Raw genomic sequence first — 23,106 nt, 5'->3', positions numbered from 1 at the left:
CAGCCCAAAGCCCGATTAGTCACACTCTTTTGTGTAATGGCGCGCCGAGTCCCCATGCTGGAAGGCTTTTCACGCAGGTCAGCCGATGATCGAGAGGACGTCAGATGTCCGTTGGTGAAGAGGTTCAGAACGCGCAGGTATCGCCGCAGCAGAGTCTGGGCACGGCGGCCGCGCGGAACCTCGCGACGACCACCAAGTCCGCTCCGCAGATGCAGGAGATCACCTCGCGGTGGCTGCTGCGCATGCTCCCCTGGGTGCAGGTGCAGGGCGGCACATACCGGGTGAACCGCCGGCTGAGCTACTCGGTCGGAGACGGCAGGGTGACCTTCGTGCAGACCGGTGACCGGGTCACGGTGATCCCCGCGGAACTCGGCGAGCTGCCCGCCCTGCGGGACTTCGCCGACGAGGAGGTGCTCGCCGAGCTGGCCCGCCGGTGCGAACAGCGCGAGATCGCCGCGGGGCAGGTGATCGCCGCGTCCGGGGAATCGGCGGACCGGGTTTTCCTGCTGGCGCACGGCAAGGTCGAGAAGGTAGGCACCGGCCCGTACGGCGACGAGACCGTGCTCGGGGTGCACGCCGACGGGGCGTACTTCGGCGACCACTCGCTGATCGAGGGCGACGCCGTCTGGGAGTACACCGCACGTGCCGTCACGGCGTGCACGGTGCTCACGCTCAGGCGGGCGGACGTGCTCAACCTCGCCGAGAGGGCGGACTCGCTCCGCGCGCATCTCACCGGGCTGCTCAACATCCCCCACCAGCGCACCAACAAGTACGGCGAGGCGGAGATCGACCTCTCCGCGGGCCATGTCGGCGAGGCCGTCGTACCGCACACGTTCGTGGACTACGAATCTGCCCCTCGTGAGTACGAGTTGAGCGTCGCTCAGACCGTGCTGAAGGTCCACAGCCGGGTCGCCGACCTCTACAACCAGCCGATGAACCAGACCGAGCAGCAGTTGCGGCTCACGGTCGAGGCGCTCCGCGAGCGCCAGGAGCACGAGCTGATCAACAATCGCGAGTTCGGGCTGCTCAACAACTGCGACTACGGGCAGCGCCTCCAGCCGCGCGACGGCGTGCCCAGCCCCGACGACATGGACGAACTGCTCTCGCGCCGTCGCGGATCGAAGCTCTTCCTCGCGCATCCGCGGGCCATCGCCGCCTTCGGCCGCGAGTGCAGCAAGCGTGGACTGGTGCCGGAGAGTGCGGAGATCGGCGGACACCATGTGCCTGCCTGGCGCGGGGTGCCCATTTTCCCGTGCAACAAGATCCCGGTCACCGACGCCCGCACCACGTCGATCATCTGCATGCGAACGGGCGAGGCCGAGCAGGGGGTCATCGGGCTGCAGCAGACCGGCATCCCGGACGAGATCGAGCCGAGCCTCTCGGTCCGGTTCATGGGCATCGACGAGCAGGCGATCATCTCGTACCTGGTGACGGCGTACTACTCGGCGGCCGTCCTGGTGCCGGACGCCCTGGGCGTCCTGGAGAACGTCGAGGTCAGCCGCTGGCGCTGACGGCCAGGGGGCCCGGACCGGACCGCCAGGATCCGGGTCCGGGCCCGTGACGGCCTCGGCCCGTGACGGCCTCGGCCCGTGACGGCCTCGGCCCGGGGCGTGCCCGACCGGGGTGTCCCACCGCAATGACCGCGTGGAAACCACCCACTCACCGAGTCCATCCATGCCGCGGGTCCGGGTTGCTCCGGCCCCGGGTGCTCATCGAAACCACCCACGCCCCCGGTCCGGGGGTGCGCCTGACCGGGGTGCCCCGAGCCGGCGCACCCCGGTCAGGGGGTGCCCAGGGGGAGCCTGTGACCATGATCAGTACGGACGCCGCCACCGAGGGCAACGAGGCCGCGGCGCTCCTGGAATGTGCCCGGAACCTCGTAGACCCACAACTGCGGGCCGCGGTCGAATCGTTGCCCGGATCCATCCGGCGCGTGACGATGTACCACTTCGGCTGGGAGCACGCCGACGGCTCCGCGGCCGGCGGGCAGGCCGGCAAGGCGATCAGACCCGCGCTCGTCCTCGCCGCGACCAGGGCGTTGGGCGGAGACCCCGAGCGGGCGGTGCGGGCCGCCGTGTCCGTGGAACTGGTCCACAACTTCAGCCTCCTGCACGACGATGTCATCGACGAGGACCGGACCCGCAGGCACCGTCCCACGGCGTGGACGGTCTTCGGTATCCCGGCCGCCGTCATCGCGGGCGATGCCATGCTCGCCCTCGCCCACCGGCTGCTCGCCGAGGACTCCCGCCCGGTGTCGGCGCGCGCCTCGGCCCGGCTCGCCGGCTGCGTCATCGAACTGTGTGCGGGTCAGCAGGCGGACTGCTCCTTCGAGAAACGCGGCCCCGACGAGGTCTCGCTGGACGAGTGCCTTGCCATGGCCACAGCCAAGACCGGCGCCCTGCTCGGCTGCGCCTGCGCGCTCGGCGCGCTGTACGCGGGGGTGGGGGAACGGGCGGTCGGCGCGATGGACGGCTTCGGCCGGGAGGCGGGCCTCGCCTTCCAGCTCATCGACGACCTGATCGGCATCTGGGGGGACCCGATGCAGACCGGGAAGCCGGTCGGGGCGGATCTCGCCGCCCACAAGAAGTCTCTGCCGGTGGTCGCCGCACTGACCTCCCACACCCCGGCCGCGGCCGAACTCGCCGGGCTCTACCGGGGCTCGATAAACACGCCCGACGAGGTGAGCCGCGCCGCCGATGCCGTCGACCGGGCGGGCGGCCGGGACTGGGCACAGGCCTGCGCGGGGGACCGGATGGCCCGCGCCGTCCACCATCTGTCCCGGGCGGTTCCCGACCTGACCGCGGCGGGTGACCTGTTGGCCCTGGCGGAGTTCGTCACGCGTCGGACGCACTGACCGGAGGGAGGGGGCGGCGGGGGACCGGCCGGGCTCCCATCGGACACGTGCGGCGTCAACTCTAGGATTTTGTACGTAGGTTGAGGTCGCGCGAGTTCATCGGTGAGTGAGGGCGGGAGCCGGGCATGGGTGTACGGATACGGCAGGCGGACGCGGCGGACCGGGAGCAGGTCGTGCGGCTCCTGGACGAGTCGTTCCACGACGACCCGGTCAGCAGCTGGGTCTTCCCGGACGAGGCGCACCGCCGGGCCGTTCATGGAAAGTTCCTCGGCGTCTTCGTCGACGTCACACTCGCCGAAGGCCGTATCGATTTGCTGGAGGACGGAACGGCCGTCGCTTTGTGGCTGCCGGTGCCCGCCGGTGCGCCCACGGAGGAGGACCCCACCCCTGCGCTGATGCGGGCGACCGCGGACCCCGACAACGAGCGGACCGAGCTGGTCGGGAAACTGACGGGTGCGATCCATCCCCACGACCGGGCCCATGAGTACCTGCTCATGATCGGGGTGTCCCCGGAACGCCAGGGGGAGGGGATCGGGGCGGCCCTGATCGCCGAGGTGCTGGAGCGCTGCGACCGCGACGGCGTTCCCGCCTATCTGGAGGCGAGCAGCGCGCGCAGCCGCCGGCTCTACGAACGGCTCGGGTTCACCTTCATGGGCACGACCGTGGATCTTCCGGACGGCCCGGCGATGTGGCCCATGTGGCGGGAACCGCAGGCGGGCTGAGTCCCCGCGGCACGCAAGCGGAGGGCGGCAGGGGGACGCCGGCGGGCACGGGCTACAGTCCCTGCCCATGACAGACGAGTCATGGGCAGGCTGGTACCGGGACCGCCAGGGTTCCGACGCCATCATCCTCACCACCGACGGACAGCAACTCCGCATCCGGATCCGGGGCGTCGATTTCGAGGGCGAGAGCTTCGACGACCTCGGACCGGTCCCCGGAATGCCGCCGGAGAGCGGCATGTTCGCCCTGGCGGACGGCGCGCTCACCGACTGCGTGCTGGAGTGGGACCTGCCGCTGCCGGTGATCTCGGACGGCATGGTCCATCAGGCCACCCTCAGCTGCCTGCTGTCGCTGCGCCGCCCCGACGCCGATCTCCATCTGGAGCTGCACTTCGGCGGCGCGGTCTACGGTTCACGCCGGGCCGAGTGCGACTTCGCCACCGCGCTCGCCACGATCCAGCGCATCCTGCCGCCCGGAGTCCGTCTGCAGACCTGCATCGCCTGCGCGTTCTCGGACTACTTCCCGGCGCCCGGCCGTGGACTGTCCGGTGGCCTCGCCTGCTTCCGGGGTGCGAAGGACGCGTACCGGGGGGTGGCGGGCGAGGACGACGTCATCGGCCTGTGGGACCGGCGGACCGGATTCGTCCAGGAGATCTGGAGCTGCCGTGAGTTCGAGGCGCGCCCGGCGGAAGGCGCGGGGACCGGACACCGCGGTGCGTTCCCCCTCGAACACGCCTGACCACTCTCTCGCCCGACGGCATGTCGGGCGACGCGCTGTGCCCCGCACCGGGTGAACCCTCCCGGTGCGGGGCACAGCGCTTTACTGAGACTTCATTGTTCTACTAACATGCAAACAAGGAGGTTTTAGTGAACCGTAAGAATGTCGGCCGCGCGATCCTGGTCGCCCTGCCGTTCCTGCTCGCGCTCATCGTCGACCTGGCCCTCTTGGCCGCGTTCCGTGACCGGCTGCCCGGACAGTTGGCCAGCCACTTCGAGGCCGGCGGGCAGGCGAACGGCCATGTGGGCCGGACGTCGTACGTCCTCGTCACCGTCGTCCTGTTCGTGGTGACCGGCGCCTTGTGGGCCACCACGATGGTGAAGGAGAACTTCTCCGGCCGGGCCTACCGCCTGCTGGTCGCCGGGGGATACGCCTTCGCCGGATTCTTCGGCTATCTGATGGCCGCCGTGCTGATCGTGAACCTGGACGCCGGCGAAGGCGCGCCGGGTGTGTCGTTCCCGATGTGGCAGCTGGCCGCCGCCCTCGGTGCCGGCGCGCTCGCCGCCGCTCTCGGATTCGTGCTGGCCGCGCTCGGCCCCGTACCGCAGCAGCCGGACCGCGCAGCGGAGGCCATGGACGGAGAACGCATTGTGCTCGCCGACGGGGAGGTCGCCGGATGGGCACGCAGTGCCGACAGCTGGTGGCTGCCGCTCGTCTCGCTCGGACTCCTCGTCCTCGGAGTCGTCCTCTTCTTCGTCGGCAACTGGTCCGCCGCTGTTCTGCTGCTGATCGTCGGCATGATGCCGGCGAGCTTCGCCCGGCCGTACGTGAGCGTGGACCGGCGGGGCATCACCGTCTCCGGGATGCTGCCCTGGCCGCGCATCCAGGTGCCGCTCGACCGGATCGAGGCGGCGACCAGCCGGGACATCAACGCCCTTGCGGAGTACGGCGGCTGGGGCTACCGTATCCGGCCCGGACGGACTGGGGTCATGATCCGCTCAGGCGAGGGGATTGTGGCGAGGCTGGTGGACGGGCGGGAATTCGCGGTGACCGTCGACGACTCCGCGACCGGTGCCGCGCTCCTCAACACCCTGATCGACCGGCGCCGGGCGGGGCACTGACCATGCTCTTCCGGGTCGATCCCACCTCCACCGTGCCGCTCGGCGACCAGATCGCGGCCTGCGTCCGCCGGGCCGTCGCCGACGGGGCAGCGGTCCCGGGCGAGCGGCTCCCCGCCGCCCGGGTCCTTGCCGAGTCCCTCGGTGTCAACGTCCATACGGTGCTCCGCGGCTACCAGCAGCTCCGCGAGGAAGGGCTGATCGAACTGCGCCGGGGCCGGGGTGCGGTCGTCACCGGTGGCGCCTCGCCGCACCGCGCCCGGCTGCTGGAACACGTACGCAAGGTGGTCGCGGACGCACGCGAGCTGGGCATGACGGAGGACGAACTGCTGGCCCTGATCCGTGCTGAACTCGACCACACATAAAGGACGTTGCAGGCAGGGGTCAGCGCAGGCCGTCCCATCCCCAGCGCGGTGTCGGCCCGGGATCGCCGAGGTCTTCGTCGGCCGGGGACGCCGAGACATCGCGTGCGATCTGCGTGCCCCAGTCGAAGTACTCGACGACGCGGCGGCGCAGCAGCTCGTCGTCCGGCAGCTCCTTGTCGACCGCCGCCGTCATCAACTCCATCCAGCGCAGCCGCTGTGGCTCGGTGATCGACAGTCCGAGGTGGGTGCGCAACAGGGCCTGGTGGCCGCCGAGCCTCGCCGTGTAGTCGGCGGGACCGTCAAAGATCTCGGCCAGCCACACGGCGACATGCTCGATGTGCGTCGGGGTGAAGCCCGCGAAGACAGGGGCGAGCAGCGGGTCGGCCAGCGCCTCGTCGTAGAAGGTGTTGCTCAGCCGGCGCAGTACGTCGATACCGCCGACGGCCTTGTACAGCGTTTCCGGACGCTCGCTCACGCGGGTACCTCCATGGGTGGGCCCGACCCTCGCGGACCGGCGGGCCCAGCATCCATCAGGGGGCTCGGCCCCGCCGGGACCGTTCGCTGTCGGCGCATCAAGCGGGGGCACCCGTTCACCCGTTCCGTCTCCCTTCCCGCATGCCGCACCGGGCCGCCAGGCGGAGCGGCCCCGTGCGGCACCGTCCTGCGCGGCGACTGCCTCACCGCTGCCTCCCTGTCGTCCTCGGCGAGGCGGTCGCCCGCCTGGGTCCGGTGTACGGGGAACCGGAAGCGGCCTACGGGGAGGCGGCGCAGCGGGTGGCCGGGTACCACCAGTGGCTGGTGCGCCACCGCCGCCTTGCGCGGCCGCCCTGACCTCCCGCCCGGACCCGGCCGATTCCGCCCAGAGCGAGCAGCTGTTCCCAACTGCCCTGGCTGCGGGCAGAGTCGGCCCCATGAGGCTCTTGATCCTGGGCGGTACGGAATTTGTCGGGCGCGCCGTCACCGAGGCGGCGCTCGCGCGGGCCTGGCAGGTCACCGTGTTCCATCGCGGCCGTCACGCACCCCCGGCGGGCGTCACAGAGCTGTTCGGCGATCGCACCGGCGCCGACGGACTCGTGGCGCTCGCCGCCGCCGCGCGGGAGAGCGAGGGAGGGGCGCACACCTGGGACCTGGTCGTCGACACCTGGAGCGGCGCCCCCTCGGCCGTACGGGACACGGCCCGGCTGCTCGCCGGCCGTGCCGGGCAGTACGCCTATGTCTCCAGCCGTTCGGTATACGACTACCCCGCCCCGGCCGGACTCCCCGAGGACGGCCCGCTGGTGGACGGGGCCTCGCCGGACGCCGGGGCGGATGTCCCGTACCCGCAGGCCAAACGCGGCGGCGAACTGGCCGCACTCGATGCGTTCGGCGACCGCGCCCTGCTGGCCAGGGCGGGGCTGATCCTCGGGCCGTGGGAGAACATCGGCAGGCTGCCGTGGTGGCTGCGGAGGATCGCCCGCGGCGGACCGGTACTGGCCCCGGGGGCACCGGACACCCCGCTCCAGTACATCGACGCCCGCGACCTCGCCAACTGGCTGCTGGACGCGGCGGAACACGGACTGCACGGACCGTACAACGTGGTCAGCCGCCCGGGGCACGCGACCATGGGTGAGCTGTTGGACGCCTGTGTCCGTGCCACCGGCTCCGGCGCCGAACTGCGCTGGACGGCCGCCGAGAAGATCCTCGCGGCGGGCGTCGAGCCATGGAGCGACCTGCCGATCTGGCTGCCGCCGGGCGAGCTGTACGACACCATGCACCAGGGCGACGTCAGCCGGGCGCACACGGCCGGGCTGCGCTGCCGGCCGGTCGGGGAGACGGTCACGGACACCTGGGACTGGCTGTGCGGGCTGGGCGGCGTGGCGCCGCAGCGGCCGGACCGGCCCGCGGTGGGACTGGACCCGGAGACCGAGGCGAAGCTGCTGATGCCCTGAGCCGTCGTCGGCACGGTCGCGCGGTCGCAGAAGCGTTCACCCGGAGAACGCGCCGACGCGGCTCAGGGCTGTCCCACGACAGGGAGTGGGCTCCCGACGCCCTGCGATTCCGCTCGCCGCGTTGTCGTCGGTCACCGAGGCTCTCCGCCTCGACTTCCTCCTCCGCCTTGCCGTCGAAGCCGCACGACGCCGCTCGCCGATCCACTCCCTGTCGGGGGGAGGCCGATAGTTTGGCCCCATGGCCGAACTCCTGCTGCACCTCACCGAAGGCCCTCTGTGGGAGGCGGCCCGCGGGATCGGGACGTACGAGATGTCCACCCGCGGCCGCACCCTGCACGAAGAGGGCTTCATCCACTGCTCGCTGCCGCACCAGCTCCCCGGCGTGGCCGAGATGCTGTACGGCGCCGAGACCCCGGCCGACCTGGTGGTGCTCGTCATCGACCCCGCGCGGCTCTCCGTGCCCGTGCGGTACGAGTCGTTCGAGCCCGGCGGCGAGGAGTTTCCGCACATCTACGGCCCCGTCCCGGTGGACGCGGTCGTGGAGGTGCGTCCATGGCCGCACAAGGAAGGCAGCCCCGCATGAACACCACGGCCCCCACCGGCGCCCCGATCATCGCGGTCACCGGAGCGAGCGGCGCGGTCGGCGGCCGCGTCGCCGAGCGGCTCGTGCGCGCCGGCGTGCCCGTGCGGCTGCTGGGCCGTGACCCGTCCCGGCTGCCGGACCTGCCCGGCGCGGTCGCCGCTCCACCCGCCTCCTACGGCGACGGGGCGGCCATGCGTCGGGCGCTCGCCGGGGCGCACACCCTGTTCCTCGTCTCCGCGCACGAGAGCCCCGACCGGGTACGCGAACACACCACCGCCGTGGACGCGGCGGTCGCCGCCGGTGTCGAACGCATCGTGTATTTGTCCTTCCTCGGCGCCGCACCCGACGCCACGTTCACCTTCGGCCGCGACCACTGGCACACCGAGGCGCACATCCGTGTCTCCGAGGTGCGCTACACCTTCCTCCGCGACAGCTGGTACCTCGCCGGGATCCCGGCGATGACCGGGTCGGACGGAGTGCTGCGTGGCCCGGGCGGCGACGGCCGTGTCGCGGCGGTGGCGCACGAGGACATCGCGGACGCGGCGACGGCCGTCCTGCTGGCCGGCACCGGGAACGCGGACACCCGCCACGACGGGGTGACCTACGACCTCACCGGACCGGAGGCATTCACCCTCGCCGAAGCCGCCGAGGAACTGAGCCGGGCCACCGGACGGGCCATCACCTACCACCCGGAGACCCGGGAGGAGGCATACGCGTCACGGGCGCAGTACGGCGCGGCGGACTGGGAGGTCGCCGGCTGGGTGACGTCGTACGAGGCGATCGCGGCCGGCGAGATGGCCACCGTCTCGGACGCCGTACCGCGTCTGACCGGCCGCCAGGCGCAGAACCTGGCCACGTATCTCCGGGAGCATCCGGACAGCTACCGGCACCTGCTCAGGACCGACTGAACTCCCGGCGGTCCGGCGGGGACACCGGCCGGACCGGACCGGTGTGGTGAGGAAGCGCGGCGCAGCCCCCGCCCGGCGCGCACCGCGTCACCTCACGTACACGCCTGCCCGCGCCGCGGCTGCCGCGGCCTCGGCGGCGAGGTCGGCGGCCGCCGCGTCGAGGGGAGCGCCGCTGGCCAGCAGCCGGTAGTAGAGCGGGGCCGAGACCGCGCGGATCACCTCGTCGGGGTCCGTGCCCGCGGGTAGCTCGCCGCGTTCCAGGGCAGCGGTGACGCAGCCCGCCCACTCCTCGACGCGGATCGCGTAGAAGCGGTGCAGGGACTCGGCGGTGCGCGGGTCGCACGTCGCCGCGGCGATCACCGACGTGAAGAGCGGGCCCTGGCGCGCGTCGGTGAGGGTCTTCACCACGAGCAGCGCATTGGCCCTGAGGTCCTCGATCAGTGAACCCGTGTCCGTACGGGGAGAGGACTGCTCGGCCATGTCGTCGAGCAGATCGGCGATGAGGCCGGTGGGGTTGGACCAGCGCCGGTAGACGGTGGTCTTGCCGACCCCCGCACGGCGCGCGACATCGGCGAGGTCGAGGCCGTCGAAGCCGTGCTCGACCAGGGCGTCGCCCGCCGCCCGCAGGACGGATTCCCGGACCCGGGCGGTACGTCCACCGGGCCGGACGGTGCCGGGCTCCACACCCTCAGAAGTCATAACGGGTCTCCAGTTCCATTAGACGGGCTTCTCCTGCTACGGTGATCCCACCTTAACGGAACCACGGAACCGTTAAAACTCCTGCCTGAGGAAGGCACTCATGTCCGCACCCAGTACAACCCCGTCGCCGACGGTCGAAGCCGCCGCCTCCACGCAGCCCGGGAGCCGCATGACCGGGCGGCAGAAGCTCGTCCTCACCCTTCTTCTCGGCGCCCAGTTCATGATCGCCGTGGACTTCTCGATCCTGAACGTCGCACTGCCGGTCGTCGGCAAGGGGCTCGGCTTCTCCCTCGCCGACCTCCAGTGGATCGCGACCGCCTTCGCACTCGCCGCCGCGGGCTTCACGCTCCTCTTCGGGCGCGTCGCGGACATCGTCGGGCGCAAGCGGCTGTTGCTCGGCGGGATGGCCGTCCTCGGCGCCTCCTCCCTCCTCGGTGGACTCGCCACCTCGCCCGAAGTCCTGCTCTTCGCGCGCGTGCTGCAGGGTCTGGCCACCGCGGCCGTCACTCCGGCCGGGCTCGCCCTGCTGACGACGGCCTTCAAGGAGGGCCCGCTGCGCGAACGCGCCCTTGGTCTCAACGGCGCCCTGATGTCGGCCGGGTTCACCGCGGGAGCCATTCTCGGCGGACTCCTCACCGACCTGATCTCCTGGCGCTGGGCGTTCTTCATCAACGCCCCCGTCGCCCTGGTCGTCCTCGTTCTCGCTCCGTCCGTCATCACCGACTCGCGCCCCACCGAGCGGCCCAGGCTCGACATCCCCGGCGCCGTGACCGTCACCGGCGGACTCCTCGCCCTCGTCTACGGACTCACCCAGGCCGGCGAGACCGGCTGGACCACCCCCACCACTCTGGCCGCACTCCTCGCGGGCGTCGCCCTTCTCGTCACCTTCTGGTTCGTCGAGAAGCGGGCCGCGACGCCCCTCGTACCCGTACGGATCCTGAGGCGACGCAGCGTCATCTGGGGCAACGCGGCGGGACTGATCGCCTTCGCCACCGAGACCTCCCTCGTCTTCCTCCTCACCCTCTACCTGCAGGAAGTTCTCGGCTACTCACCCCTGGCCACCGGATTCGCCTTCGGGGTCCTGGGCCTGGGAACCGTCATCGGCGGCGCCCTCGGCGGCCGCGCCGTCGGCCGCCACGGGACCCGGACCACCATCGTCGGCGGCGGCATCGTCCAGGCCGCCGCCACGCTCACCCTGGTCGCCCTCGGTACCTCCAGTGCCTGGATCTGGCTGCTCCTCGCCGTCACCTTCATCGGCGGCATCGGCAACATGGTGATGATCGTCGGCTTCATGGTCACCGCCACCTCCGGCCTTCCCGACACCGAACAGGGCCTGGCCACCGGCCTCGCCACGATGACCCAGCAGGTCGGCATCACCATGGGCATCCCGGTGATGAGCGCCGTCGCCGCCGCCCGGATGGCCTCGCTCGGCGACACCGGACCCACCGGCGTCCTGTCCGGAGTCACGGTCGCGATCCTGGTCAACTCCGCACTGGTGCTGACGGGTTCGCTGCTGGCGGGCGCGTTCCTGGGAACGCGGCGGCGTGCGGGAGCCACCGGCCGGTGACCGCCCGGACGGTCCCGCCGGACCGGAGAGCCGCCGAGCCCCATGGCGGTCGGGCACGGGGCCCCGGCGCGACAGGTGGCGCAGGTGGTCGTGTGGCCGATCCAAGTGCGGTACTCGGCGTCGTCTTCGCGCATGCCCGGCCGTATCCGGGGATCGGGGGCGCGGCTCCCGCTGATGGTCGGTGCGCGGTCGTACGAGCTGGTCCGTGGCAATCGAAATGAGCTTGTTCGCGCACGGCACGAGTGGCTGTTCCCAACTGAAGTGGGCGACCACCGGGGTGGCTGCGTATATTCGGAAGGGGCGGCCGAAACCAGCTGCAATGGTTTCGGCCGTCCCTTCACCATAAAACCCCTCGGACGGGACGGGTTGCCCCCTGGGGTCTACGCCTGGAGGACCTTCCAGAAGGTGACGTTGCTGCTGCCACGGTTGGAGTAGGCGTTGGTGTCGACGTCGAAGCGCGCGCCCGCGGCGGAGCTGGTGTGGTTCGTTTCCAGGAAGCCGCCCCGTCCGTGGTAGGTGTTCCACAGCTGGACGGTGTCATTGAAGCGGACCGCACCGTCCTGCGGGGACGCCGACTGGTCGAAGATCTGCCAGCGGCTGCTGTTCTCGTCACGGTCCTTGCCCCAGGCCGTGCTCACGTCGAAGAGACCGCCGTACGTCTTCTGCGTAGAAGTGGCCTGGCCGTTGACGTCCAGGTAGCCGCCGTTGCCCAGGTAGAGGTTGCGCAGGTAGACCACATCCCCGCTCAGCACGATGTCGCCGGCTTTCTTGCACGATCCGGAGACGATTTCCCAGGTGCCCGTCCCCTCTCCGCGGTTGGAGACCGTGGCGGTGGAGACCGCGTACTTGGCCCCCGCGAGGTTGGAGCTGCCGTTGGTGTCCAGGTAGCCCCCGTCTCCCTGGTAGAGGTTCTGCAGGTGGATCCGGTCTGCGTAGTGCAGTTCGTTGGCCATCGTGATTCCTTTTCCGTGTACGGGTCCTGCATGACAGTCGGGCCGTGTCCTGACCATGTCGGCCCGGCGATACATACGGTGACGGCAGGAGCAGGCAACACGCCCGGCCGGAAGAGGAATGCGCACGGAGTGATGATTTCCGTGCCGACGATGTTTTGTGGTCGGGAAGGGGATGCACTGGCATGGGAGGCAGGTGAGAGCTCGTGAGTCTGTGCGATCACTGGGATCCCGGTCGGGGTCCTTGTGCCGTCTGCCGCGCTCGGCCCACTGTCTCCCGGGGTGGGGCTGGAGGTTGAGCGGGCCGAACTCGTCCAGGCACAAGACGGCGTCGGGATCGCCGTCCTCGGGTATGACCTCGCCGTCGGCGATCGCGTAGAGGTGCTCGACGCGGGCCTTCTTGGCGGCGTAGTCGGGGTCGCGGGAGGTCTTCCAGGGATAGGCCGCAACAGGCGCTGCCCCTCGTCGTCATCGATCTCGCGGACGCGTACGCGTACACGGCGTTGTCCTCGATGAGGAGGGCCATGCGCGTGCTGGTGTTGAAGGTGGTGCCCAGCGCCGCTTTCGTCCGGACGACAACCCAGCCCTCTTCGGAACCGTCCCAGAGGTAGCGGTAATCAGCGACCTCGTCCGTCATTTGATTTCGCTCCACTGAAGTTCCCCGGGGAACTTCAGAACTTCACGCACATGGTGACCCACGACCTGCGCCTGTTCTTCGCCTCCGCCCTCATCGCCGGCGTGGCGAGCGTCAAGCAGATCCAGCTGGTGCTCGGTCACGCTTCCGCCGCCATCACGCTGCGGATCTACGCGCACCTGTGGCCGGGCGAAAAAGACCGCACCCGGACCGTGATGGACGCCGTGTTCGGCGGCCTGCGGACCGGGTGCGGACAGGTAGACCAGGCGACCAAAAAAATCGCAGGTCAAGCGGCATGATCGAAGATCAGGCCTTCTTGGTCTCCCAGAAGATCTTGTCGATCTCGGCGATGTAGTCCAGCGCCTTCTGGCCCGTCGCCGGGTCCGTGGAGGCCTTCGCGGCCGACAGCGCCTTGAGGGCGTCGTTGACCAGCTGGTGCAGCTCCGGGTACTTCTCAAAGTGCGGGGGCTTGAAGTAGTCGCTCCACAGCACCGAGATGTGGTGCTTCGCAAGCTCGGCGCGCTGCTCCTTGATGACCACCGCGCGGGCCCGGAAGTGCGGGTCCTCGTTGGCCTGGTACTTCTCCTGGACGGCCTTGACGGACTCCGCCTCGATGCGGGCCTGGGCCGGGTCGTACACGCCGCAGGGCAGGTCGCAGTGGGCGCTGACCTTCACCTTGGGGGCAAACAGGCGGGAAAGCATTGAGCTGTCCTTCCTCGTGATCGTCTTCTCAGGTGGGACATTACTCCGTGAGGGACGTGTTTTCGTGGGTGCCCCCATGGGCTTAGGCCAAAAGTCCAGGGTGAGTATGGGACGAGTAGTCGAATGCACGGAACGGACCGGGGAGGTGCCGGGGATGCCGGAGGTACCGGAGTTGGCGCAGGAGCCCGTGCGGGGTATGGCGGGACGGCTGCCGTTCCAGGTGGTGGAGGTGACGGGGCCGTCGATGGTGCCCACGCTCTATCACGGGGACTGGCTGCTCGTGCAGTACGGGGCGCCGGTGCGCCCCGGTGACGTGGTCGTCCTGCGCCACCCGTTCCAACAGGACCTGCTGGTCGTCAAGCGGGCCACCGAGCGCCGCGCGGGCGGCTGGTGGGTGCTGGCCGACAACACGTTCGCGGGCGGGGACAGCACGGACTACGGGACGGTGCCCGAAGAGCTGGTGCTGGCCCGGGTCCGGGCCCGCTACCGGCCGCTGAGGAAGGATCAGCGTTCGGTTCGCGCGGTGCTGGCCTGGGCGGTTTCCGCGCTGCGGCCGGTGTCGGCGGCGCGCTTCGTCTCCAGGCGCTTGCGGGCCCGGTAGGCGGCCACGTTGGCGCGGGTCGCGCAGCGGTCCGAGCAGTAGCGGCGGGACCGGTTGGTCGAGGTGTCGAGGTACGCGTTGCGGCAGGGCGCGGCCTCGCAGAGCCCGAGCCGGTCCACCCCGTACGACGTGAGGTGGAAGGCGAGACCCATCGCTGCTATGGCGGCGTAGCCGGCCGTCGCGTTCGAGGGGTGGTCGGCCAGGTGCATGTGCCAGTCCGGTTTTCCGTCCGCGTCACGGGTGTCGTGGCCGGAGATCTGCGGGCTGACCGGGAACTCCAGCAGCAGCGAGTTCAACAGGTCGACGGCGAGCGTCTCGTCGCCGATGTCGGCCGCCTCGAAAACGGCGCGCAGCCGTGCCCGTACCGACCGGAAGCGGGTCACGTCCGCGTCGGTGGCTCGCCTCGCCGCCTGTTTGTTGGCGCCGAACAGATCGCGGACCGCCTCGACGGAGGTGAGGACGTCCTTGTTGCGGGCCGGCTCCTCGGTGTTGACCAGGCGCACCGCATAGTCCGAGTAATAGGCCAGTTCCACTTGTAGTCCTTACGGGGTCGGTCTAGGGTCTGGGCACGGGGACCGATGTAACGGTCGTTTCTGCTTCGAGGGTATTACGTAGTGGAGGGGTTCGGGTGACGGAGACATCGACGGGCACTGACTGGCAGGCCTGGCAGCAGAGCTGGGACCGGCAGCAGGAGTGGTACATGCCCGACCGCGAGGAACGGTTCCGGGTGATGCTGGACATGGTCGAGGCCTTCGTCGGGCCCCGGCCGAGGGTGCTCGACCTCGCGTGCGGTACGGGAAGTATTACGGACCGGCTCCTCAAGCGGTTCCCCGAGGCGACCAGTACCGGCGTCGACCTCGACCCGGCACTGCTCGCCATCGCCCGCGGCTCCTTCGCCGGCGACGAGCGCGTCACCTTCGTCACGGCCGACCTCAAGGACCGCGCCTGGGTCGACCGGCTGCCGGACGACACCTACGACGCCGTCCTCACCGCCACCGCCCTGCACTGGCTGCACAGCGAACCGCTCGCCACGCTCTACGGGCAACTCGGCGGACTCGTCAGGGACGGCGGGGTGTTCATGAACGCCGATCACATGATCGACACCGACACCCCCCGTATCAACGCGGCCGAACGCGCCCACCGTCACGCCGGGATGGACCGGGCCAAGGCCGCAGGCGCCCTCGACTGGGCGGACTGGTGGGCCCTCGCGGCCAAGGACCCGGTCCTCGCCGGACCGACCGTCGAGCGGTACGAGATCTACGGCGAGCACGCCGACGGCGACATGCCGTCCGCGCGGTGGCACGCGGACACCCTGCGCGCCTCGGGCTTCGGCGAGGCACGGGCCGTCTGGGCCTCCCCGTCGGACGCCCTGGTGCTCGCCGTGAAGTAAGGGCTCGTAGTCCCTGGTGGGCGCACGACGACAGCTACGGCACCATGCGTCACATGGGGCGGTACGGACTCCGGTCCGTACCGCCCCGAACTTTTTCCGCGCCTGCTGCAACCCGCCGCGCACCCTGGCGCACTGGAAGGGTGAGACGGTCCGCACCCGCGGACCCGGGAAGGGGCGCCGACGATGCGGATCGATGACGAAGCCGCGCTGCACGCCTTCGTCGAGGGCAGACGTACGGCACTGTTCCGCAGCGCCTATCTGCTCTGTGGTGACCGGCACGAGGCCGAGGACCTGGTCCAGTCGACCCTCGTGAAGGTCGTGCTCGGCGGGCGGCGGCACGGGCGGCTGGACAACATCGAGGCGTACGCGCGCAAGACGCTGGTCAACACCTTCATCGCCGCCCGCCGCCGGTTCTGGCGGCGCGAGGAGGTGTACGGCGAACTGCCGGAACGCGCGGGCCAGTCGCTCGACACGGACACCGGCCTTGCGGTGCGGGCGGCCCTCGCCCGGCTCACGGCCAAGCAGCGGGCCGTTCTGGTGCTGCGGTACTGGGAGGACCTGAGCGTCGAGGCCACGGCCGACATGCTCGGGATGCGGGAGAACACGGTCAAGAGCCACGCGGCTCGGGGGTTGGCGGCGCTGCGCGCCGAGATGGCGGAGGAATACGTATGAGCGACGTCAGGGAGCTGCTGGGGCGGGCCGCCGAGCACGCGGGGCAGCCGGTCATCAGCACCGAAGGGGTGTACGCGAAGGCCGCCCGGGTGCGGTGGCGGCGCCGGGCCACGGTCGCGGCGGCCGCGTTCGCCGTGGTCACGGCCGGAGCGGTCGCGGTCCCGGGGCTGACCGCGCAGCCGAAGGAGGAGCAGGTCTCGGTGGCGGCGCCCGCCGAACCGGCCGGCAACAGCGGCCGGGCGAAGAAGCTCGTCGAGCTGCTGCCCAAGGGGGTGGGCTCGGTCGAGCAGGTCTCACTCGCCGTGATCATCAAGCACGCGACCCCGCAGCAGGCCAAGGAGCATCTGGAGGGGCCGCTGGACGGGCAGTACGCCGTCCGCAGGGACGGGGGCGTCGGCTACCTCGTCATCGGCGCCATGAGCGGCGATCCGGTCCGCAAGAAGTCCGGCGGATTCGAGCCCGCCGACAACATCTGCAAGCCGGCCACCGGGCCGCGCCCGACCGACTGTGTACGCGAGGAACTGCCGGACGGCCGGGTGCTGACCATCTGGAGCGACTCGATGAACTACGGCGGTACGCCGAAGTGGGGCTTCGAACTCGTCGGCCGGCTCACCATGAAGGACGGCGGGATGCTGGCCGTCCGGGACAGCACCGGCTTCCGGGCCGACACCTCGCAGGGGCCGCTGCTCAAGAACACCCCGCTCACGCGCGCCCAGCTGCGCACGCTGATGCTGAGCCCGGAGCTGCAGCCGAAGAAGTAGCCCGGCGGGGGATACGGGGATACGGGAGAGGGCGGTACGGACCGGAGTCCGTACCGCCCTCGTGCTCTGCCCGTACCGCTACAGCACCTTCGACAGGAACGACTTCGTCCGATCGTGCTGCGGGTTCGTCAGGACGTCGCGAGGGTGGCCCGACTCGACCACCACCCCGTCGTCCATGAAGACCAGCGCATCGCCGACCTCCCGGGCGAAGCCCATCTCATGGGTCACGACGATCATCGTCATGCCGTCCTCCGCGAGCCCGCGCATGACGTCCAGGACGTCGCCCACCAGCTCGGGGTCGAGCGCCGACGTCGGCTCGTCGAAGAGCATCAGCTTCGGCTCCATGGCCAGTGCGCGGGCGATCGCCACCCGCTGCTGCTGACCGCCGGAGAGCTGCGACGGGTAGTTCTTCGCCTTGTCGGCCAGGCCGACCCGGTCCAGCAACCGCTCCGCGCGGGCCCGGGCGACGGCCTTCGCCTCGCCCTTGACCTGCACCGGGGCCTCCATGACGTTCTCGATGGCCGTCATGTGCGGGAAGAGGTTGAACCGCTGGAACACCATGCCGATGTCCCGGCGCTTCAGGGCGACCTCGGTGTCCTTGAGCTCGTAGAGCTTGTCGCCCTTCTGGCGGTAGCCCACCAGATCGCCGTCGACATAGAGCCGGCCGGCGTTGATCTGCTCCAGGTGGTTGATGCACCGCAGGAACGTCGACTTGCCGGAACCGGACGGGCCGATCAGGCAGAAGACCTCCCGCGGGGCGACCTCCAGGTCGATGCCCTTGAGAATGTGTGCGGCGCCGAAGGACTTGTGGACGCCCTCGGCCTTCACCATGGCGGTCATGCCATGCCTCCCGACGGACGGCCCAGGGACAGCAGGTTGGCCCGGATCTTCTGAATGGGGGTCGGCGGCAGGCTGCGGCTCGAACCGCGCGCGTAGTACCGCTCCAGGTAGAACTGGCCCACGGTCAGCACCGACGTCATGATCAGGTACCAGGCCGCGGCGAGGAAGTACATCTCCACCGGGGCTCCGGACGACGATCCGATGTCCTGGGCGTACCGGAACAGTTCGGTGAACTGCACCGCGGACACGAGCGACGTCGTCTTCAGCATGTTGATGACTTCGTTGCCCGTCGGCGGCACGATCACCCGCATCGCCTGCGGGATCACGATGCGCCGCAGCGTCTTGCCGTGGCTCATGCCCAGCGCGTGCGACGCCTCCGTCTGGCCCTCGTCGACCGAGAGCAGACCGGCACGGCAGATCTCCGCCATGTAGGCGGCCTCGTTGAGGCCCAGGCCGAGCAGCGCCGTCAGCAGTGGCGTCATGAAGCTCGACCAGTAGTCCTTGTAGATCGGCCCGAGGTTGATGTACTCGAAGACCAGACCCAGGTTGAACCAGACGAACAGCTGGACCAGGACCGGGGTGCCGCGGAAGAACCAGATGTAGAACCACGCGATGGACGAGGTCACCGGGTTCTTGGACAGCCGCATCACCGCGAGCAGGATGCCCCCGACGATGCCGATGACCATCGACAGTGCGGTCAGCAGCAGGGTCTGGCCGACACCCCTGACGATCCGGTCGTCGAAGAAGTAGTCGGGAACGGCGCCCCAGTTGATCTTGCCCTGCGAGAAGGCGTAGATGATCGCGACGAGCGCGGCGATGGCGATGACCGCCGAGACGTACCGGCCGTAGTGCCGGACCGGGATGGCCTTGATCGCCTCCGGTCCGGCCGACGGGGCGGGGGGAACGGGCGGCTTGTCGGCCGGGCCCGTCTTCTCGATGTCAGTCACAGGTGAAGCCTTTCCGTACAGGTCCCGGTCAGGATCCGCCGTTGATCTTGGCCTCGGTGACCGCTCCGGCCTCCACGCCCCACTTCGCGATGATCTTTCCGTACTCGCCGTTCTTGATCAGCGCGTCCAGGGCCGCCTGGACGGCCTTGGTGAGCTGGTCGTTGCCCTTGGCGATGGCGATGCCGTACGGAGCGGCTTCGACCTGCTCGCCGACGATCTGGAAGTCCTTGCCGCCACCCGAGGTCTTCACCGCGTACGCGGCCACCGGGAAGTCGGAGGAGACGGCGTCGACGCCACCGCTGCGCAGCCGGGTCTGGGCCTCCAGGTCCGTGTCGTACGACTCGATCGCGATCGTCTTGCCGCCCGCGCACTTCTTGGCCTCGGCCTTGGCGAGGTCGTGCGAGACGGTGCCGCGCTGCACGGCGATCTTCTTGCCGCAGAGGTCGGACCAGGTCTTGATGCCCTTGTCGTCACCCTTCTTGGTGTAGATCGAGACACCGGCACTGAAGTAGTCGACGAAGTCGACGCCCTCGCCGACCTTCTTCTTCGTCCCGGAGTCGATGCCTTCCTGGCGGTCCTTGGTGTCGGTCATGGCCGACATCGCCAGCTGGTAGCGCTTGGCGCGCAGGCCCGAGATCAGCGTGTCGAACGTGCCGTTCTCGAACTCGAAGCGCACACCGAGCTCCTTGCCCAGCGCGGCACCGAGGTCGGGGTCGATGCCGACGACATTGCCGGACTTGTCCTTGAACTCGACCGGCGGGTACGCGATGTCCGAGCCGACCTTGATGACGCCCTTGGCCTTGATGTCCTGCGGCAGGAGGTCGGCGGGGGAGGACGCCCCGGAGGCGCTCTTCGGCGACTCGGACGCCTTCGTTCCACTCTTGGTCTGGTCGCCACAGGCGGTCAGCAGCATGGTGCCGGCGACCGCGATGGCGCAGACCGCTGCAATCCGGGACGTTGCGGTCGTACGACGGGTGGTGCGAGCGGTCATGATCGGGTTCCTCCGGCGGGTGAGGGTGGAGTTGCCAGGCGGTATGGCACACATCGTCGGATGTCGCCGCCTCGTATGGTTACGGCATCTTGCCATTCGGACTAGCCCAAACAGGGGGCCAGTCATGTCAAAATCGGGTAACGGGCGATCCCCGAACCTCAGCAGGCCGGTACATCAAACTGGAGCTTCTCTGGGGTTTTCTTCTTCCGGCCGGAGAATCTTCGGCGCGTCTCGACTGGTGGACGGATATCTGATTGATTAGTCGACTTGTCCAGATATCCGACTATGAGGCACGTCACCGCGTCGATGTGAACTCGTCCGGGATGCGGTCTGTCCGGTAAGAAAGACCTTTACACCCCTCATCCGGGGCTCAGGGCGCGTGTGCGGCGCGCCCGCGCGTACGTACCTCCCCCTGCCGGAGCGGGCCAACCGCTCAGTGCAGGGAACGGACGCGGTGCCCGCCCACCCCTCCTCAACCAGGAGTGGCCACCCTCAGACAAAGAAGACTTAAGGGGTCATCACCATGGCAGCGGAGATCGTCAATCCTCGCAGCGACAGCACGACTGACAGCAGTACCGGGAGCGCCACCGATGAGCCGTTCGACGCGGCCTTCGCGCTCCACCGCGGCGGAAAGATGGCCGTGCAGGCCACCGTCCCGCTGCGTGACAAGGACGACTTGTCCCTCGCGTACACACCAGGCGTTGCCAAGGTGTGCAGCGCCATCGCGGAGAATCCCGAGCTGGTTCACGACTACACCTGGAAGTCGCAGGTCGTCGCCGTCGTGACGGACGGCACCGCGGTGCTCGGGCTGGGAGACATCGGACCGGAGGCGTCCTTGCCCGTGATGGAGGGCAAGGCGATCCTCTTCAAGCAGTTCGGCGGGGTCGACGCGGTGCCGATCGCGCTCGCGACGACCGATGTGGACGAGATCGTGGAGACGGTCGTCCGGCTCGCACCGTCGTTCGGCGGGGTGAACCTGGAGGACATCTCGGCGCCCCGCTGCTTCGAGATCGAGCGCAGGCTGCAGGAGCGGCTCGACATTCCGGTCTTCCACGACGACCAGCACGGTACGGCCGTGGTGACCCTGGCAGCGCTGCGCAACGCCGCGAAGCTGTCCGGGCGGACCCTCGGCGACCTGCGCGGCGTCATCTCCGGTGCGGGGGCGGCAGGGGTGGCCATCGCCAAGTTCCTGCTGGAGGCGGGGCTCGGTGACGTCGCCGTGGCCGACCGCAAGGGGATCGTCAGCCGGGACCGCGAGGACCTGACGGACGTCAAGCGTGAGCTCGCGGAGATCACCAACAAGGCGGGCATCTCCGGTCCGCTGGAGACGGCACTGGTCGGCGCGGACGTCTTCATCGGCGTCTCCGGCGGTACGGTGCCGGAGGCGGCGGTCGCGTCGATGGCGCCCGGTGCGTTCGTCTTCGCCATGGCCAACCCGAACCCGGAGGTCCACCCCGACATCGCGCACAAGTACGCGGCGGTCGTGGCGACGGGACGGTCGGACTACCCGAACCAGATCAACAATGTGCTGGCCTTCCCCGGCATCTTCGCCGGTGCGCTGCAGGTGCGGGCGTCCCGCATCACCGAGGGCATGAAGATCGCCGCGGCGACGGCGCTGGCGGACGTGGTGGGGGACGAACTGGCGGCGGACTACGTGATTCCCTCGCCGTTCGACGAGCGGGTTGCTCCCGCGGTGACGGCCGCGGTTGCCGCGGCGGCACGCGCGGAGGGTGTGGCGCGCCGCTGAGGTGAGCCAGTGCTGTGACTGGCAGTGTTTGCCCCGCGACGGGGCAAAGCCTGCCGGGAGGGGCATGAGGGGCGGGGTGGGGGGTGCGGGACGCCTGCGGCGGACCGTCGCCCCGCCCCGCCCCTTCCCGCGCCCGGGCCCTGGCCCCATGCCTCGAACGCCGGCGTGGTCGAACGGTCCCCCGCGCCCCGGGTACGGCCACGCGGGCCACGTCACATCCCTCGCCGGTTCCGCCGCACCCGCCTCGCGCCTAGTGTCAGGGCCATGTTCGCCGCCTACGCAGCCCGCATCGACCGCGACCACCCCCTCACCGGCCTTGAGCTGGGCGAGCGCCCAGCCCCCGAGGCGCGCCCCGGCTGGACCACCGTCAATGTCCGGGCCGCTTCCCTCAACCATCACGACCTCTGGTCGCTCCGTGGCGTCGGCCTCGCCGAGGACAAGCTGCCGATGATCCTCGGCTGCGACGCAGCCGGGATCGACGAGGACGGCAACGAAGTCGTCCTGCACTCCGTCATCGGCCAGACCGGACACGGCGTCGGCCCGGACGAGCCCCGGTCCATCCTCACCGAGCGCTACCAGGGCACCTTCGCCGAGCAGGTCACCGTCCCCAGCTGGAATGTGCTGCCCAAGCCGAAGGAGCTCACCTTCGAGCAGGCCGCCTGTCTGCCGACCGCCTGGCTCACCGCGTACCGGATGCTTTTCACCCATGCCGGAGTGCGGCCCGGTGATTCCGTCCTCGTCCAGGGCGCGGGCGGTGGTGTCGCGACCGCGGCGATCGTCCTCGGTAAGGCTGCCGGGCTGCGGATCTACGCCACCAGCCGCGACGAGGCCAAGCGCAAGAGGGCCGTCGAGCTCGGTGCGATCGAGGCGTACGAGCCCGGCGCGCGGCTGCCGCAGCGCGTCGATGCCGTCATCGAGACGGTCGGCGCGGCCACCTGGTCCCACTCGGTGAAGTCGCTGCGCCCCGGTGGCACCCTGGTCATCTCCGGCGCGACCAGCGGCGACCGGCCCTCGCATGCCGAGCTGACCCGGATCTTCTTCCTGGAGCTGAAGGTCGTCGGTTCGACGATGGGGTCCAAGGACGAGCTGGAGGACCTGCTGGCGTTCTGTGCGACGACCGGAGTGCGGCCCGTCATCGATGAGGTGCTGCCGCTGGACCGCGCCCGCGAGGGGTTCGAGCGGCTCGCCTCGGGCGACCAGTTCGGAAAGATCGTACTCACCACGTCCTGAAGTGCCACTCTCTGGCGCGGAGATGATGATGCGTCGGTCCTGCTGCTGAGATCTGCCGCCATGCGCGCCCAGCGCTTCCGAGGGGCAGCCGAAGGCGGGGTAGCGATGTGGTGGACGTGCCGGGGGCATGCCAGGTGGCATGCCCCCCGCCCCGCGCACTCCATGGCGTCGGCGCCCGTCCG

The 23,106-nt window shown here is 70.0% G+C and carries 25 protein-coding genes and 2 pseudogenes; 18 read left to right on the top strand and 9 right to left on the bottom strand.

Annotated elements, in window-relative coordinates; translation table 11 throughout:
* The first annotated feature begins 104 nt into the window (after positions 1-104).
* From AB0915_RS25790 to AB0915_RS25765, 6 genes are all read left to right on the top strand, one after another.
* Positions 105-1,511 carry a family 2B encapsulin nanocompartment shell protein gene (locus tag AB0915_RS25790; protein WP_366693332.1) on the top strand — a complete coding sequence of 469 codons (1,407 nt, stop codon included), beginning with the start codon at positions 105-107 and terminating at the stop codon, positions 1,509-1,511.
* 299 nt (positions 1,512-1,810) lie between these two features.
* Positions 1,811-2,854 (top strand): family 2 encapsulin nanocompartment cargo protein polyprenyl transferase, encoded by a 1,044-nt coding sequence (locus tag AB0915_RS25785; RefSeq protein WP_366693331.1) that lies wholly within the window; start codon positions 1,811-1,813, stop codon positions 2,852-2,854.
* A gap of 125 nt (positions 2,855-2,979) precedes the next feature.
* Positions 2,980-3,576, top strand: coding sequence for a GNAT family N-acetyltransferase (locus tag AB0915_RS25780; RefSeq protein ID WP_366693330.1), 597 nt, complete (start codon positions 2,980-2,982; stop codon positions 3,574-3,576).
* A gap of 67 nt (positions 3,577-3,643) precedes the next feature.
* A complete protein-coding gene (locus AB0915_RS25775; protein WP_366693329.1) occupies positions 3,644-4,312 on the top strand; it encodes a DUF6304 family protein in 669 nt (222 codons plus the stop codon).
* Between the two features lie 128 nt (positions 4,313-4,440).
* Positions 4,441-5,412 carry a DUF1648 domain-containing protein gene (locus AB0915_RS25770; protein WP_366693328.1) on the top strand — a complete coding sequence of 324 codons (972 nt, stop codon included), beginning with the start codon at positions 4,441-4,443 and terminating at the stop codon, positions 5,410-5,412.
* 2 nt (positions 5,413-5,414) lie between these two features.
* Positions 5,415-5,774, top strand: a complete 360-nt coding sequence (locus AB0915_RS25765; RefSeq protein WP_366693327.1) for a GntR family transcriptional regulator — start codon at positions 5,415-5,417, stop codon at positions 5,772-5,774.
* A 19-nt stretch (positions 5,775-5,793) separates the two neighbouring features.
* Here AB0915_RS25765 and AB0915_RS25760 read toward each other — a convergent pair whose 3' ends face one another.
* Positions 5,794-6,249, bottom strand: coding sequence for a group II truncated hemoglobin (locus AB0915_RS25760; RefSeq protein ID WP_366693326.1), 456 nt, complete (start codon positions 6,247-6,249; stop codon positions 5,794-5,796).
* Positions 6,250-6,422: 173 nt separating this feature from the next.
* On the opposite strand from AB0915_RS25760, the gene AB0915_RS25755 reads away from it, so the two are divergent.
* The 4 genes from AB0915_RS25755 to AB0915_RS25740 all read left to right on the top strand — a co-directional run bounded on the left by AB0915_RS25755 (position 6,423) and on the right by AB0915_RS25740 (position 9,193).
* The gene (locus AB0915_RS25755) at positions 6,423-6,605 is read left to right on the top strand and encodes a hypothetical protein (protein WP_366693325.1); all 183 of its coding nucleotides are present in this window, start codon (positions 6,423-6,425) and stop codon (positions 6,603-6,605) included.
* Between the two features lie 92 nt (positions 6,606-6,697).
* On the top strand, positions 6,698-7,702 hold the full coding sequence (locus AB0915_RS25750; protein WP_366693342.1) for an NAD-dependent epimerase/dehydratase family protein: 1,005 nt from the start codon (positions 6,698-6,700) through the stop codon (positions 7,700-7,702).
* 238 nt (positions 7,703-7,940) lie between these two features.
* A complete protein-coding gene (locus tag AB0915_RS25745) occupies positions 7,941-8,285 on the top strand; it encodes a DUF952 domain-containing protein (protein ID WP_366693324.1) in 345 nt (114 codons plus the stop codon).
* Positions 8,282-9,193: an NAD(P)H-binding protein gene (locus AB0915_RS25740; RefSeq protein WP_366693323.1), complete on the top strand. Its 912-nt coding sequence runs from the start codon at positions 8,282-8,284 to the stop codon at positions 9,191-9,193. Before AB0915_RS25745 ends, AB0915_RS25740 begins: the two co-directional genes overlap by 4 nt.
* 87 nt (positions 9,194-9,280) lie before the next feature.
* On the opposite strand, the gene AB0915_RS25735 is transcribed toward AB0915_RS25740, so the two are convergent.
* Positions 9,281-9,892, bottom strand: a complete 612-nt coding sequence (locus tag AB0915_RS25735) for a TetR/AcrR family transcriptional regulator (RefSeq protein WP_366693322.1) — start codon at positions 9,890-9,892, stop codon at positions 9,281-9,283.
* A gap of 100 nt (positions 9,893-9,992) precedes the next feature.
* Between AB0915_RS25735 and AB0915_RS25730 the strand changes: the two genes are divergently transcribed.
* Positions 9,993-11,459, top strand: a complete 1,467-nt coding sequence (locus AB0915_RS25730) for an MFS transporter (RefSeq protein WP_366693321.1) — start codon at positions 9,993-9,995, stop codon at positions 11,457-11,459.
* 380 nt (positions 11,460-11,839) lie between these two features.
* Here AB0915_RS25730 and AB0915_RS25725 read toward each other — a convergent pair whose 3' ends face one another.
* Complete coding sequence (locus tag AB0915_RS25725; protein ID WP_366693320.1) at positions 11,840-12,412, bottom strand: hypothetical protein; 573 nt, start codon at positions 12,410-12,412, stop codon at positions 11,840-11,842.
* Between the two features lie 225 nt (positions 12,413-12,637).
* A pseudogene (locus AB0915_RS25720) lies at positions 12,638-12,844 on the bottom strand (IS630 family transposase); the annotation flags it as partial.
* A 249-nt stretch (positions 12,845-13,093) separates the two neighbouring features.
* Between AB0915_RS25720 and AB0915_RS25715 the strand changes: the two are divergent.
* Positions 13,094-13,342: pseudogene (locus AB0915_RS25715) on the top strand (tyrosine-type recombinase/integrase); the annotation flags it as partial.
* 7 nt (positions 13,343-13,349) lie between these two features.
* Here AB0915_RS25715 and sodN read toward each other — a convergent pair.
* A complete protein-coding gene (sodN, locus tag AB0915_RS25710) occupies positions 13,350-13,745 on the bottom strand; it encodes a superoxide dismutase, Ni (protein WP_266981604.1) in 396 nt (131 codons plus the stop codon).
* A 196-nt stretch (positions 13,746-13,941) separates the two neighbouring features.
* On the opposite strand from sodN, the gene sodX reads away from it, so the two are divergent.
* Positions 13,942-14,346: a nickel-type superoxide dismutase maturation protease gene (gene sodX, locus AB0915_RS25705; protein ID WP_366693341.1), complete on the top strand. Its 405-nt coding sequence runs from the start codon at positions 13,942-13,944 to the stop codon at positions 14,344-14,346.
* On the opposite strand, the gene AB0915_RS25700 is transcribed toward sodX, so the two are convergent.
* The gene (locus tag AB0915_RS25700; protein WP_366693319.1) at positions 14,250-14,879 is read right to left on the bottom strand and encodes a CGNR zinc finger domain-containing protein; all 630 of its coding nucleotides are present in this window, start codon (positions 14,877-14,879) and stop codon (positions 14,250-14,252) included. The two genes, sodX and AB0915_RS25700, sit on opposite strands and share 97 nt — an antisense overlap.
* A gap of 95 nt (positions 14,880-14,974) precedes the next feature.
* Here AB0915_RS25700 and AB0915_RS25695 point away from each other — a divergent pair, with 95 nt between their 5' ends.
* The 3 genes from AB0915_RS25695 (at position 14,975) to AB0915_RS25685 (ending at position 17,169) form a co-directional block, all read left to right on the top strand.
* Positions 14,975-15,736, top strand: coding sequence for a class I SAM-dependent methyltransferase (locus tag AB0915_RS25695; RefSeq protein WP_366693318.1), 762 nt, complete (start codon positions 14,975-14,977; stop codon positions 15,734-15,736).
* 183 nt (positions 15,737-15,919) lie between these two features.
* On the top strand, positions 15,920-16,408 hold the full coding sequence (locus AB0915_RS25690) for a SigE family RNA polymerase sigma factor (RefSeq protein WP_366693317.1): 489 nt from the start codon (positions 15,920-15,922) through the stop codon (positions 16,406-16,408).
* Positions 16,405-17,169, top strand: coding sequence for a hypothetical protein (locus AB0915_RS25685; protein ID WP_366693316.1), 765 nt, complete (start codon positions 16,405-16,407; stop codon positions 17,167-17,169). The genes AB0915_RS25690 and AB0915_RS25685 overlap by 4 nt, the downstream gene beginning before the upstream one ends.
* Before the next feature lie 78 nt (positions 17,170-17,247).
* On the opposite strand, the gene AB0915_RS25680 is transcribed toward AB0915_RS25685, so the two are convergent.
* Genes AB0915_RS25680 through AB0915_RS25670 form a run of 3 tightly spaced genes read right to left on the bottom strand, consistent with a single transcriptional unit; the run spans position 17,248 to position 19,947 of the window.
* The gene (locus AB0915_RS25680; RefSeq protein ID WP_345510388.1) at positions 17,248-18,009 is read right to left on the bottom strand and encodes an amino acid ABC transporter ATP-binding protein; all 762 of its coding nucleotides are present in this window, start codon (positions 18,007-18,009) and stop codon (positions 17,248-17,250) included.
* Complete coding sequence (locus tag AB0915_RS25675) at positions 18,006-18,956, bottom strand: amino acid ABC transporter permease (RefSeq protein ID WP_366693315.1); 951 nt, start codon at positions 18,954-18,956, stop codon at positions 18,006-18,008. The genes AB0915_RS25680 and AB0915_RS25675 overlap by 4 nt, the downstream gene beginning before the upstream one ends.
* Positions 18,957-18,984: 28 nt before the next feature.
* Positions 18,985-19,947, bottom strand: a complete 963-nt coding sequence (locus AB0915_RS25670) for an ABC transporter substrate-binding protein (protein WP_366693314.1) — start codon at positions 19,945-19,947, stop codon at positions 18,985-18,987.
* A gap of 523 nt (positions 19,948-20,470) precedes the next feature.
* Here AB0915_RS25670 and AB0915_RS25665 point away from each other — a divergent pair.
* Both AB0915_RS25665 and AB0915_RS25660 read left to right on the top strand, forming a co-directional pair.
* Positions 20,471-21,694, top strand: coding sequence for an NADP-dependent malic enzyme (locus AB0915_RS25665; RefSeq protein ID WP_366693313.1), 1,224 nt, complete (start codon positions 20,471-20,473; stop codon positions 21,692-21,694).
* 264 nt (positions 21,695-21,958) lie between these two features.
* Positions 21,959-22,924 carry a zinc-binding dehydrogenase gene (locus AB0915_RS25660; protein ID WP_366693312.1) on the top strand — a complete coding sequence of 322 codons (966 nt, stop codon included), beginning with the start codon at positions 21,959-21,961 and terminating at the stop codon, positions 22,922-22,924.
* Positions 22,925-23,106 lie beyond the last annotated feature (182 nt).

The organism is Streptomyces sp. NPDC048411, assembly GCF_040704695.1.
Classification (GTDB): domain Bacteria; phylum Actinomycetota; class Actinomycetes; order Streptomycetales; family Streptomycetaceae; genus Streptomyces.
Note: the sequence above shows the minus strand (reverse complement) of the source record. Positions and strands in the feature narration are given on the sequence as shown.